11 protein-coding genes are annotated in these 12,894 nt (G+C 62.8%); 6 read left to right on the top strand and 5 right to left on the bottom strand.

Going from position 1 to position 12,894, the window contains the following annotated elements; genetic code table 11:
• The first annotated feature begins 27 nt into the window (after positions 1 to 27).
• On the top strand, positions 28 to 456 hold the full coding sequence (locus JOE60_RS07685; protein WP_167269076.1) for an OsmC family protein: 429 nt from the start codon (positions 28 to 30) through the stop codon (positions 454 to 456).
• Positions 457 to 521: 65 nt separating this feature from the next.
• Here JOE60_RS07685 and JOE60_RS07680 read toward each other — a convergent pair whose 3' ends face one another.
• Positions 522 to 4,025: a S41 family peptidase gene (locus JOE60_RS07680; protein ID WP_167269078.1), complete on the bottom strand. Its 3,504-nt coding sequence runs from the start codon at positions 4,023 to 4,025 to the stop codon at positions 522 to 524.
• An 85-nt stretch (positions 4,026 to 4,110) separates the two neighbouring features.
• Here JOE60_RS07680 and JOE60_RS07675 point away from each other — a divergent pair, with 85 nt between their 5' ends.
• On the top strand, positions 4,111 to 5,010 hold the full coding sequence (locus JOE60_RS07675) for a TIGR01777 family oxidoreductase (protein WP_167269080.1): 900 nt from the start codon (positions 4,111 to 4,113) through the stop codon (positions 5,008 to 5,010).
• Between the two features lies 1 nt (position 5,011).
• Here the strand turns inward: JOE60_RS07675 and JOE60_RS07670 are convergent, their stop codons facing one another.
• The gene (locus tag JOE60_RS07670) at positions 5,012 to 6,670 is read right to left on the bottom strand and encodes a serine/threonine protein kinase (protein WP_167269082.1); all 1,659 of its coding nucleotides are present in this window, start codon (positions 6,668 to 6,670) and stop codon (positions 5,012 to 5,014) included.
• A 139-nt stretch (positions 6,671 to 6,809) separates the two neighbouring features.
• Here JOE60_RS07670 and lipB point away from each other — a divergent pair, with 139 nt between their 5' ends.
• The 3 genes from lipB to JOE60_RS07655 all read left to right on the top strand — a co-directional run bounded on the left by lipB (position 6,810) and on the right by JOE60_RS07655 (position 9,357).
• Complete coding sequence (lipB, locus tag JOE60_RS07665) at positions 6,810 to 7,478, top strand: lipoyl(octanoyl) transferase LipB (protein ID WP_167269084.1); 669 nt, start codon at positions 6,810 to 6,812, stop codon at positions 7,476 to 7,478.
• Complete coding sequence (gene lipA / locus JOE60_RS07660; RefSeq protein ID WP_204814870.1) at positions 7,475 to 8,485, top strand: lipoyl synthase; 1,011 nt, start codon at positions 7,475 to 7,477, stop codon at positions 8,483 to 8,485. The genes lipB and lipA overlap by 4 nt, the downstream gene beginning before the upstream one ends.
• A gap of 110 nt (positions 8,486 to 8,595) precedes the next feature.
• Entirely contained in the window at positions 8,596 to 9,357 is a 762-nt protein-coding gene (locus tag JOE60_RS07655; protein ID WP_167269462.1) for a DUF4191 domain-containing protein, read from the top strand.
• An 82-nt stretch (positions 9,358 to 9,439) separates the two neighbouring features.
• Here JOE60_RS07655 and JOE60_RS07650 read toward each other — a convergent pair whose 3' ends face one another.
• On the bottom strand, positions 9,440 to 9,877 hold the full coding sequence (locus JOE60_RS07650) for an RDD family protein (RefSeq protein WP_167269460.1): 438 nt from the start codon (positions 9,875 to 9,877) through the stop codon (positions 9,440 to 9,442).
• 264 nt (positions 9,878 to 10,141) lie between these two features.
• On the opposite strand from JOE60_RS07650, the gene glnA reads away from it, so the two are divergent.
• Positions 10,142 to 11,566: a type I glutamate--ammonia ligase gene (gene glnA / locus JOE60_RS07645; protein ID WP_167269458.1), complete on the top strand. Its 1,425-nt coding sequence runs from the start codon at positions 10,142 to 10,144 to the stop codon at positions 11,564 to 11,566.
• 80 nt (positions 11,567 to 11,646) lie between these two features.
• On the opposite strand, the gene JOE60_RS07640 is transcribed toward glnA, so the two are convergent.
• Both JOE60_RS07640 and JOE60_RS07635 read right to left on the bottom strand, forming a co-directional pair.
• Positions 11,647 to 11,997, bottom strand: coding sequence for a hypothetical protein (locus tag JOE60_RS07640; RefSeq protein ID WP_167269456.1), 351 nt, complete (start codon positions 11,995 to 11,997; stop codon positions 11,647 to 11,649).
• A 317-nt stretch (positions 11,998 to 12,314) separates the two neighbouring features.
• Positions 12,315 to 12,893, bottom strand: coding sequence for a GNAT family N-acetyltransferase (locus JOE60_RS07635; RefSeq protein ID WP_167269454.1), 579 nt, complete (start codon positions 12,891 to 12,893; stop codon positions 12,315 to 12,317).
• Between the last annotated feature and the right edge of the window lies 1 nt (position 12,894).

The following is a 12,894-nucleotide window of genomic DNA, read 5'->3' as shown; positions in this document are numbered from 1 at the left end:
AACGATCAACGACACCAAGGAGTGGACATGGCAGCAGTACGCACCGCACACACCGTATGGAACGGCAACCTGATTGAAGGCGCCGGCAACACGACGCTGGACAGTTCAGGGCTGGGCACGTTCGACGTCACCTGGAAGGCCCGCACGGAGCAGTCCGGCGGGAAAACCAGCCCTGAAGAACTCATTGCTGCGGCCCACTCGGCGTGCTTTTCCATGGCGTTCAGCCACGCCCTGGCCGGCGAGGGCTTCACGGCCGAAGAAGTGAACACCAAAGCCGATGTCACCTTCGTGCCCGGCACCGGAATCACCGGCAGCCACCTCACCATGACGGCCAAAGTACCCGGACTTTCCGAGGAAGACTTCCGTCGCATCTCGGAGGACGCCAAGACAGGCTGCCCGGTGTCCGGTGCGTTGGCGAGCATCGAGATCACCCTGGATGCCACCCTCGCGTCCTGACCCCCAGCAGTACAACGTAAAGAGCCCCGCTCTCCCCTTGGGAGATGCGGGGCTCTTTTGCTTTTCTAACCCTTGTTCGGGCGGGCAGGCAGCGGGGACGGCTTGAGCTTGCGGTAGCCCTCCCTCAGTGGCGGCCGGTCCGTCGGAAGCTCCTGGACCATCTCTTTGAGGGCGCCTATACCGTACTCGAGTTGGGGGTCCATCCCTGCGGCATAGGCGTGCGGGGGGAACAATACTTCGATGTCCGGTTCCACTCCCCTGTTCTCCACATCCCAGCCGATGCCGCCGCCGAACCACGTGGCGTAGCGCGGCTGGGTGACGCCCGTACCGTCTGCCAAGGCGAAGCGGTTGTCGATGCCCACAACCCCGCCCCAAGTGCGGGTGCCGATCACCGGGCCGATGCCGCGGAGCTTGGACACCTGCGTGATGATGTCTCCGTCCGAACCTGCAAACTCATCGGCGAGGATCACAACAGGACCACGTGGGGCGTGGTCCGGGTAGGTGCGCGGCTTCTCGCCACGAGGCATGCTCCACCCGGTGACCTTGCGTCCGATCAGCTCGGCAACCAGTTGGGATGTGTGCCCGCCACGGTTCCTGCGGACGTCAACAATAAGGCCATCCAAAGCCGTCTCTGTGTCCAGGTCGCGGTGCAACTGTGCCCAGCCGTTGGCCATCATGTCCGGGACATGCAGGTAGCCGAACTTGCCTCCGGACGCCTCACGGACTGTCCGCCGGTTTGCTTGGACCCACTCCTGGTAGCGGAGCCTCTCCTCGTCCCGGACAGGCACCACTGCTACCCGCCGGGTCACACCGGCCGCAGCGCCATGGCCTTCGCCGTTGAGCAGCGTCAGTTCGACCGTCCTGCCGGCCGCTCCCACCAACTGCATGGCCGGGGTAACGGCAGTGGAAAGCTCGACGCCGTCAATCGCCAGGAGGAGGTCGCCCACCTTGGCGTCAGCTCCGGGACGCGTCAACGGCGATGTGGCCAACGGGTCCGAGGACTCGCCGGCAAGGATCTTCGTGATCTCCCAGCCGGAGCCCCCAAGGAGGAACTCCGCGCCGAGGCGTCCCTGGCCGTTGCGTCCCGGTTCGCCAATCGCAGCAGGGCGGACGTACGCGTGCGAGGTACCCAGCTCGCCGTGGATCTCCCACAGCAGATCGACGAGGTCGTCATGGGAACCGAGCCGTTCCACCAAGGGGCGGTAGCGGTGGTGGACTGACTCCCAGTCCTGGCCGGCCATGTCCGGTGTCCAGAAGAAGTCCCGTTGCAGGCGCCATGCTTCATCGAAGGCCTGGCCCCAGGCGGCTACCGGATCGAGGATGACGCGAACCCGATTCAGTTCCACCTTCACCAGGTCACCGGAGTCATCGTCAACTTTGCGGTCCGCCGGTACCGAGGTGACCTGCTTGTCCAGTACGTAGACAACACGGCTCAGGTCGCCTGAAACCCGGTAGCTGTCCACGGCCTTCACCAGCGTGGTGGTCTTGCGCTTGGCGAGGTCATAGCTCACCAAGGACGGGGCGGTCTTCTTATCCTGCGGCGTTCCACGCCCCTCACCCGTGACCCCGGTCAACTCCGTATCGAGCCACAACAGCGCCCCGTCAGAGACATCGAGGTGGGAGTAGTTGCCCTGTGGAACGGGAACCGTGATGACGCGGTGCGCCAAACCGTCCTGGTCCACCCGCACCGCGGGTGCCTGGCCGTCGTCGTCTGCCGTGCCGCTGGTGGTCTCCGGTTCATCATCCAGGGAGTCGATGGACGGTCCGAACGGGGACGGTGTATCAGCTGCCAAGGCAACCAGGTAAGGCTTGATGGGGCTGGGGAAGGACAGATCAAACGAGTGGCCGTCATATACCGGATCAAAGCTCCGGTTTGAAAGGAAAGCAAGGAATTTGCCGTCCGGAGTGAACCGGGGGGATTCGTCGCAGAAACGGCCGTCCGTCACATCGATGATGCCGGACTCCTTGGCTGCCGGTCGGGCAATCCTGAGTTTGCTTCGCGAGCCGAACGCGGTCACCGGCTCCGACCATGCCAACCACTGCGAGTCCGGGGACCACGACATTTGGTCAATACTGCCTTCGCCAACGCTGACCAGGTGGGTCAACGACCCGTCGAGGGAATCAATGACAAGCACGTCGCCGAAGGAGGTTCCGACGGCCAGCCAGCGGCCATCGGGGCTGGCTTCCATGGCCCTGGGCCGGGAAGGCGCCGGAAAATCAACGCGACGTTCGTCAGTTTCCGCAGGAGCTGCATCGTTTGGCCCGACGCCGGCACCGCTGGCCGTGTCAGCTGAGGGCTGACCCCCAGCCGCAGGCGTCGAGGCAGCTGCCGGCGCTGTTCCGCCGCCGTGCCCGGCAGCGGGTGCCTTCCCTGCAATGTTGGACGCTGACACCGGCTTCGGAAGTGCGTCGTCCACTGCTACGGCGGCAGGGGCCTCGACGACGGTCTCCGGCACCTCCGCTGCGGGTGACGTGCGCGCGGCAATCCGCTTGATGTAAAGAGCCTCGACACCGTCGTGGTCAGCTATGTAGGCAATCCGTCCGCCTGTCAGCGGACGCGGAAGCCTCGCGCGGACGCCCGGCGTCGCCTCGACCACCCGGGAGGGGCCATCCTTGTGGCGAAGCCAATGAATGGTTCCGTGCGACTCCACAGCACTGGCGGTTCCGGTGAGGTTGGGAATGACGTCACCCAGATGGGCCGCGACCTTCAACGGCGAAGGCCGGCGGGAGGGCGATGCCGACCCCAGCGTGACCTCCACCTTCCTGGCCACCGCATCAGGTTCCAGGCTGTCAAGGATCCACAATTCGCCTGCGGACTCAAAGATGACCCTGTGGCCATCAGTGCTGGCGTGGCGGACGTAGAAATCTTCATGATCGGTGTGGCGCCGGAGATCGGAACCATCGGGCCGGATGGAGTACAGGTTCCCGTACCCCTCGTGATCCGAAAGGAAAGCAATCCGTCCCTGGATCCACAGGGGGTCCGTCAGGTTTCCCTCAACATGGGGGATGAGCCGTTCAAACTCGCCATTACCGTCGGCGTCGATCCACAATTTACCGGCTGTCCCGCCCCGGTACCGCTTCCACCATGCCGGCTCCCTCGAAAGGACGCTCGACAGGACCACCGGCTTCTCGTCGCCCACCTCAGGGCCGAAAGCGACTCCTTCCACGGGCCCGAACGGCAGTTCCACTGCCGTTCCACCGGTGATCGGCAAACTGTAAGCGTGGGTGTGGCGGCTCTCGGCTTGCTGGAAAGCGCTGGTCACCAGGATGTCTCCGGCCGGGGTGAACCCCTTGACCTTAGTGGTGCTGTGGCCGAAGTAACTCAGCTGCTTGTATCCCCCACCATCTACCCGCGCAGTCACCACCTCCGGTGATGTACCGACGATGACAGTCCACACCAGCGATGTGCCGTCCGGAGCGAACCGGGGATTGCGGGCTGGAAGCTGCTGGGAAGAAACCCGCCAGGCGCGTCCACCGGAAAGTGGCGCAACCCAAATGTCATCTTCGGCCACGAAGGTGACCAAGTCGCCGTGCACATGCGGAAAACGGAGGTAGCTGGAGGAGGTCATTGTTCGATCATAGTCATCGGGTCCTTCCCGTCCTTGACACGAGGCGGCGTTTCCATCGGACGCATGCCTCATGGTGAGATGTGTCATGAGAATCGTGATGTCCGGAGCGTCGGGAATGATTGGCACGGCGCTGTCCGAGTATGTGTCCGGCCAAGGCCACGAAGTAGTGCAACTGGTGCGCAGACCCGCCAAGAACGCCGGGGAATGGTCTTGGGATCCGGCCGCCGGGAGCCTGGACGAGAAGGTCCTGGAGGGCGCAGACGCGGTGGTTAACCTTTCCGGGGCCGGCATCGGGGACCGGCCGTGGACACGCCGGAGAATCGAGGTCCTCAAAGAGTCCCGGTTCCAACCCACCAACACCCTGACGGCAGCCATGCGCAGGCTGGAGCAACCGCCGTCGGTCTTCGTCAGCCAGTCGGCCTCTGGCTACTACGGCACGTCCAGCAGCGGGATCCTGACCGAGAATTCCAACGCCGGGGGCGGCATCCTGGGACCGCTCTGCGTGGAATGGGAACGCGCGGCCCGCGAAGCACCTTCATCAGTCCGCGTCGTAACGCCCAGAACCGGCGTGGTCCTCAGCAAGTCCGGCGGCGCGCTGGGGCCCCTGCTCCCCCTCCTCAAAGCGGGACTCGGCGGTCCTTTCGGGAATGGACGCCAGTACTGGCCATGGATCACCTTGGCCGACGAAGCGGCGGCGCTGGCATTCCTCCTCACTGCCGACATTGAAGGTGCCGTCAACGTGTGCGCTCCGGAAAGTGCAGACGTCAACACCATTGTGGCCGCCCTTGCACAGGCCTACCGCCGCCCGGCCCTGCTCCGGGTTCCGGCACCTGCGCTGAAACTGGTCCTGGGCAAGCTGGCGGATGAGCTGGTCTTGTCCAACCAGAGAATGTCTCCTGACCGCCTGATCAAAGCCGGCTACGAATGGCTGCATCCGTCACTCGATGACGCCATGCGGTGGCTGACTTCTGACAGCGGTCACTGACTCACCCCACGGGTTCCAGAATCTCGAAGACGCGCCACAGTCCGTCCTTCCACACGAGGTGCAACAGCAAGTGCTGGGGCGCGGCCTCCGCCTGCGTGCTGACCGGTTTGCCTGATTGTTCGCGTTCCTCGTAACCGGAAGTGATGGCAGTTGCCTCGATCATGGCGTGATCCGGCTGCCCGGCGGTGCCGGCTTTCAATGAGGTCAAGGTGGTTTTCAGGCCGGCCAGGACAGTGCCGGATTGACGCAGGCTTTTTTCGATCCCGTCATCGGTTGCCTCAGCAGGCGACCCCGGAACGTTGACCAAGGACAACCACTGCAGCTGCCCCTCGCTCAAAGCCGCGTCTCGGACGGCCGACAACGCCTGCAGGGCTACCAGGGGATCATGCGAGGTCAGGTTGCCTGCCAAGACGTCAGGAAGCTTCGCAGTGAGGACAGTTCCCGCAACCCCGCCGTGCTCCCGGTCATCACCCTGCCTCGCTACCGCATGGGTAGCAGGGCCGGGCAGAAAGCCACCCAACAGAGCAGATGCGGAAAGCGCAGCAACAACCACTGTTGCCGCCACTGCCAGCGGCTTCAGCGCACCCTGGCGCAGCCAGACAGGGCGCAGCTGTAGGGGGCGCAGCCAAACGGGGCGCAGCCAGACGGGGCGCAGCCAGACGGGGCGCAGCCGCAGGGGGCGCAGCCAGACGGGGCGCAGCCAAACGGGGCGCAGCCGTAGGGGGCGCAGCCATAGCGTGGACCTGGCCTTGTTCCGGCCCAAAGCCTGCCGCCTGGTCAGGAGTTCCGGAATAACCGATGGATGAACGGTTCCCGCCAGGTCCAGGACTTCAGGAGCCTTGCTGCGGAAGACGGCGTGGGCGAACTCCCTGGCTGTGGGCCGCTCATGCGGATCCTGGTCCAAAGCCGCCTCCAGCGCCGCAGCCAATGCCGGAGGCGTGTCCGGTGCCATCAGCGTCAACGGCGGACGGTTCTTCAACTGCTGCGGCGCCTGGCCTGTGAGGCAATACCACCCCAAGGCCCCCAAGGAATAGACATCGCGATGGGGCCGCAACTCAACAGCGCTTTCCAGGTGTCCTCGTTCCGCGAAGGACGGGTCGACGAATCCCTCCGTTCCCACGTCCTCGCTTAACGCTGAATCCCCCACCCGCATCGCGTTGCCAAAATCCGACAGCAACGGCATGCCGGCAGCCGTCAGCAGGACGTTGCCCGGTGAAACATCCCCGTGAACAGCGCCCTGGGAGTGGAGGTAGTCCAAAGCCCTTGCAATGGCGGTCAATACCGTGACAGTTTCTCCGGTGCCGAGTCTTTGCCGTCCGGCGACCAGCGTGGCCAACGATCCCCCTGCCGCATACTCCATCGCTGTTCCTACGCAGCCGCCGCTTTCCCCAAGAGACACAGTTCCGTGAACCCGCAGCAGGTGCTCGTGGCGAAGCCGGGTCAGCATCTCCACTTCGCGCGAGACAGCCTGCTCCGTCGAAGACGCACTGCCTGTCGGGGCGGCCCCGTCACCACTCTTGGGGCATTTCACCGCCAAGCGCATACCGTCCGATTCCCGCCGCACAAGCCATACCGTGGACGTTGCGCCGGCCCCCAGAAACCGCACTGTGCGATGTCCGGCAATGCGAGGTGCCGCTACTGTCAGGTCCAGTGTTTCCATGGATAAGGTCTACCGGATCGGGCGATTTCGTGCAGAAGTTATCCACAGGCTCGATGGATGCGGCATTCCGGCCCCGATGCGACTGAGAGGTTCACCACAAAACCCCGGCCTCCCCGCCACGGGGTCTAAGCTTGAACCCATGACTCTTGAGTTTTCACAACTGGGTCTTGCCCCGGACTTCGTTGATTACATGCAGGGCTGGGACCTGCAGCGCGAGATCCACAACAAAGTTGTTGCGGGTGAGCAAAACAGCACCGTCCTGCTTTTGGAGCACGCTGCGGTCTATACGGCCGGCAAGCTCACGGAGGATCACGAGCGGCCGTTCGACGGAACACCCGTTGTTCCCGTGGACCGCGGGGGAAAGTTGACCTGGCACGGCCCGGGCCAACTGATCGCCTACCCCATCCTGAAACTCAAGAACCGCTCCGGCATCCGCGACTATGTGGAACGCCTGGAAGCCATGATGATTGCGGTCATGAAGGATTACGGCATCAACGCCGTCACCGTGAAAGGCCGAGCGGGCGTGTGGATCACAGCCGACGACAAAGGCCCCGACCGCAAAATTGCGGCCATCGGCATTCGTGTCCTTGACGGCGTCACCATGCACGGAGTGGCCATCAACTGCAGCAACGATCTTGCACCGTACCAACAGATCATCGCCTGCGGGATTACCGACGCCAGCGTCACCACCATGTCGTTGGAAACCGGCCGGACCATCAATCCGGCGGATATCGTAGACCGGTTTGTGGAGGAATTCCGCCTCCACGAAGAAGCACTTGTTTCCATCCCCGAAGGAGCTCTCCAGTGACTCTTGCACCTGAAGGCCGTAAGTTGCTGCGTGTTGAGCAGCGTAACGCGGCGGTACCTGTTGAGCGGAAGCCTGAGTGGATCAAGGCGAAGGTCCAGATGGGGCCTGAGTTTGTTCAGCTCAAGAACTTGGTGAAGAAGGAAGGCCTGCACACGGTGTGTGAGGAGGCCGGGTGCCCGAACATTTTTGAGTGTTGGGAAGATAAGGAAGCGACGTTCCTGATCGGCGGGTCCGAGTGCACCCGGCGCTGTGATTTCTGTCAGATCGATACCGGGAAGCCTTCGCCGGTGGACAGGTTCGAGCCCACGAAGGTGGCCCGCAGTGTCCAGGCGATGCAGTTGCGGTACGCCACGGTCACCGGGGTGGCCCGGGATGATCTGGAAGATGAGGGCGTGTGGTTGTACGCCGAAACGGTCCGGAAGATCCACGAGTTGAACCCGGGCACCGGGGTGGAGTTGTTGATCCCTGACTTTTCCGGCAAGCCTGAGCACATCGCGGCGATCTGCGAGTCCAAGCCTGAGGTGTTCGCGCATAACGTGGAGACCGTGCCGAGGATTTTCAAGCGGATCCGGCCGGCGTTCCGGTACGAGCGGTCCTTGGATGTCATCACCCAGGGCAGGGATTTGGGGATGGTCACCAAGTCCAACCTGATCCTGGGCATGGGTGAGACCCGTGAGGAGATCTCCGAGGCGTTGCGGGATCTGCACGGGGCCGGGTGTGACCTGATCACGATCACCCAGTACCTGCGCCCGTCCGAGCGGCACCTGCCCGTGGACCGGTGGGTCAAACCCCAGGAATTCGTGGACCTCCAGCACGAGGCCGAGGAGATCGGCTTCCTGGGCGTCATGTCCGGGCCGTTGGTGCGTTCCTCGTACCGGGCCGGGCGGTTGTGGGCCACCGCGATGCGGAAAAAGGGCTGGGACATCCCCGAAGCCCTGGCCCACATCGAATCCTCCGGCACCACCCGCCAGGAAGCCTCCACCATCCTCGCCGCCGCCCACCACTAAAACCAACCAACAGCCGGGTACCACTGAAGTTCTTTCAAGCGGTACCCGGCTTTTGCGTGCGTAAAGTAACGTCAGGCGTCCGGACGGACATCCCGTAGAATTAAGGCACTATGGCGAAATCCCCTGATTCAAGCACATCGACCCCCTCGGCCGACGCTCCCAAGCGTGGGCTGTTCCGGCGCAAGCCCAAGGAAGCCAAGGCCAAGAAGCCGAGCCAGCTGAAGCAGATCGCTGAGGTCTTCAAGATGACCCGGCGGAATGATCCCCAGGTTGTCTGGATCATGCTCCTGGCATTCCTTGCTGTTGTAGCCGTTGCGTTCCTGATCGGCTACCTGCTGGAGAACTGGGTCACGGGCCTGATCATCGGCATTCCCCTGGGCCTGCTTGCTGCGGTGTTCATCCTTTCCCGTCGCGCGGAGAAAGCTGCCTTCGCGCAGATTGAGAACCAGCCTGGCGCCTCTGGTGCCGCCTTGGGCACTCTCCGTCGCGGTTGGATCACACAGGATCAGCCGGTGGCCGTCAACCCCCGCACCCAGGACGCCGTCTTCATGGCCATTGGACGCCCCGGCGTCATCCTTGTCAGCGAAGGCCCCAAGCACCGGGTGAAGCCGTTGCTTGACTCTGAACGCAAGCGGCTGGGCAGGATCCTTCCCAACGTGACCATCCACGTGATCGAGTCCGGTCGCGGCGAGGGTCAGGTTCCCCTGAACCAGATCGCCAAGAACATGGGCAAAATGAAGAAGGAACTCACCAAGGGCGAGGTCAACGCTGTCAGTAAGCGGATCAACTCCCTTGGGAACCGTTTGCCCATCCCCAAGGGCATTGACCCTTACAAGGCACGCCCGGACCGCAAGGCTGCCCGCGGACGCTGAACATGTTCGACAAAAAAGCGCGTCTTCCCTTTCCGGGAAGACGCGCTTTTCTCGTCTTATCTTCAGCTTGGGAGGCCCTGGGCTACATCCTGATGAGGATAGTGTTCATGGCCTTGTCATGAAGGCCGCGCTGGTCCGGGTCGAAGATCACGGCAGGGATGACCAAGCACACCAGCAGCGTCCGGACTACGGCTGCCAGGGGGCCAGCGGGTCCTCCGCCCAGACGGACCACGTGGATCCCGGCAACCCGGTGCCCGATGCTGTAACCCAGTGTTCCGATCAACAAAATCTGCTCCACGGCAAAGATGGCCAGCGTTGCCCATTGGTTGCCGCCGAACGCGAAGTTGCTGATGGCCAACGCTATGGCCCAGTCAATCGCTATCCCCAGAATCCTGCGCCCTGCACGGGCAATTGAGCCGGGCCCGGATTCCGGCAGGCCGAGCCTCTCACCGGGGTACTTCGAGATACCGGACGTGTCGGGGCCGCTCAGCCAGGAGCCAATGTCTTTACGATCTACCACTGTTAAAGCTTAACCTGCGCGGATCCGGGTTTCGCCCACTGGACCCACGTGGACCCGGCACCCACCATCCGACTAGCGTTAACACAACAGACGATTCTGTAACCTGCCGGAAACAATACTGACACCCCCGGGAAATCCCATCTCCCTATGGTGATAGGAGTTGCCAGCCACCATGGCCAGGGGATCTTTTGTGTCACCGGTCCTGTGTAGAGACTGCATCAGCGGCCTCCCGGGCCTGTTACTTGATATGCATAAGGAGCATAGATGTTCAAGACTGCGGACGAAGTCCTCAAGTTCATCAAAGACGAAGATGTCAAGTTCGTCGATATCCGCTTCACCGACCTCCCCGGTGTCCAGCAGCACTTCAACGTGCCTGCAAAGAGCGTGGACCTCGACTTCTTCGTCCACGGCCAGCTCTTCGACGGCTCGTCCATCCGCGGCTTCCAGGGCATCGCTGAATCCGACATGCAGCTCATCCCTGACGTGACTTCCGCGTTTGTGGATACTTTCCGCATCGAGAAGACGCTCGCACTGAACTTCTCCATCGTGAACCCCCGGACGGGCGACCCCTACCACCGCGATCCCCGCGGCGTGGCAGAGAAGGCCGAAGCGTACCTCGCCTCCACGGGTATCGCCGACACCGCGTTCTTCGCTCCCGAAGCCGAGTTCTTTGTCTTCGACAACATCCAGTACGAGTCCTCCCCGCAGGGCAGCTTCTACAAGATCGACTCTGAAGAAGCCCACTGGAACACCGGCCGCAAGGAAGAAGGCGGAAACCTCGGGTACAAGACCCCCGTCAAGGGCGGTTACTTCCCGGTCTCCCCCACCGACAAGCAGGCGGACCTCCGCGACGCCATGTGCATCGAACTGGACAAGGCCGGCCTTGAAGTTGAGCGCTCCCACCACGAAGTTGGATCCGCCGGCCAGGCTGAGATCAACTACAAGTTCACCACGCTGACAGCGGCTGCAGATGACCTGCAGAAGTTCAAGTACATCATCAAGAACACCGCAGATGCCTGGGGCAAGTCCGTTACCTTCATGCCCAAGCCTGTCTTTGGAGACAACGGCTCGGGCATGCACTGCCACCAGTCACTCTGGAGCAACGGCGATCCCCTGTTCTACGACGAGAAGGGCTACGCGGGTCTTTCCGACATGGCTCGCTGGTACATCGGCGGCCTGTTGAAGCACTCCTCGGCTGTTCTGGCTTTCACCAACCCGACGGTTAACTCCTACCGCCGCCTGGTGAAGGGCTTCGAAGCTCCCGTGAACATGGTGTACTCGCAGGGCAACCGCTCCGCCGGTATCCGTATCCCGATCACGGGCACCAACCCCAAGGCCAAGCGCATTGAGTTCCGCGCACCTGACCCCTCCTCCAACCCGTACCTGGCATTCGCTGCCCAGCTGATGGCCGGCATCGACGGCATCCGCAACCGCATTGAACCCCCGGCTCCCATCGACAAGGACCTCTACGAGCTCCCGGCCGAGGAAGCAAAGGACATCCCCAAGGCTCCGGGCACCCTGGAGGAAGCACTTGAGGCACTGCGCGAGGACAACGAGTTCCTGCAGGCCGGCGGTGTCTTCACCCAGGACCTGATCGATACTTGGATCGACTACAAGTACGAGAACGAGATCAAGCCGCTGTCCCTGCGCCCGAACCCCTACGAGTTCGAGCTCTACTACGGCGTCTAGCATTTACGTGCACTCGCTGTAACCAGCAAAAAGGCCAGCGTCAGTCCGGAAGGATTGGCGCTGGCCTTTGCTTTAACGGCTTATTCGGACTTGCCCTGATCCCGGTCCTTGATGTTCCTGGTGATCTCGTCAAGCTTGTCCTTGACGAACGAGGCTGCCTCTGAGAGGCCCTTCTCGGCGCTGCCGAGCGGGTCCAGCTGAAGGTACACGTGCTTGTCTACCGGGAGGTCGTACTCGTCCTTGAGGTGGGTACCACCCGCCACGCCGGACAGGGACAGGTACACCAGTGCTTCTGTCCGGGCAATGCCCGCGATGGTCCCGAAGACTACCGTGAAGTCGTTGGGCTGGAAGCTCACGCTTTGCCCAACGTGTCGGCGGTCCAAATCCCCGGCCGCTACAGCCCTCTCTGCCGGGCTTCCGTTGTATTCCATTACTTCCCCTAACGTCCGAGAACAGTGACAGGAGAAGTCTATAAGGATACTTATCTTTTAGGCATACCGGCTCGATGCAGAGGATTTCCCGCAGCGTCAATGCGCGGTGGTGGGCGACTTCCCGGGTTCGTCCGGTGCTGCGCAGTCCGGGCAGAACACTTGCCCGGTTTCTTCGCCGCAGCATTGGCAGCGGTGGACCAGGGCTGCTGATTCAATCACGTAGGCCGTCATACGGACCATGCTGCCTGCCTGCCATACCCGAGGACACGAGTAGTGTGTACTCGTTTTTTCGGAACTTCACCTGGCCGACTACTTGGTTACTGCGGTGTCCTCGGCCGGAAAAGCTTCACCATCGTCCTTTGCGGTCCCGCGCTTCCGCCCAGGTACTGCCCGGCGTCAGTAAAGCCGGCTTTGGCGTAAGCCGCCAGGCCCGCTGGATTGCGTTCGTTGACGGACAGTACGACGCCGGACTGGTCACCACCCAGCCGTACCGTCAGTTTGCGGGCTTCGTCGACGGCGGCCGCCGCGGCCAAGGTGCCGAGGCCACGGCCCTGGCTTCCCGAATCAATGAGGAAGCCCCTGAGCAGCCACAGTGCGTCATCATCAGCCCACCCGGCAAGACCCGCCGCACCGGTTTGCAGGGTCAGCACGCCTACGGCAGCACCGCCTGATTCCATAACGTACGGCCAGCGGGCTTCTTCTTCCAGGCCCACCAGCATCATGCGGAGGGGATCGCCCACGAAGGTGCGCTGGCCTTCGGTGACCGCCAGGGCGGCCACCGCCCCCAGCTGGATGTCGCGGGAGTCGTCGTCGAGCATCTTCAGGGGAACCAGCCAGATATCTCCACCCCACAGTGGGTTTGATACCTCCCGCGCGGGAGGAACGTCAGCGGCCATG

This window comes from Paenarthrobacter ilicis (genome assembly GCF_016907545.1).
GTDB classification, from domain to species: domain Bacteria; phylum Actinomycetota; class Actinomycetes; order Actinomycetales; family Micrococcaceae; genus Arthrobacter; species Arthrobacter ilicis.
This window is presented reverse-complemented; position numbering and strand designations above follow the sequence as displayed.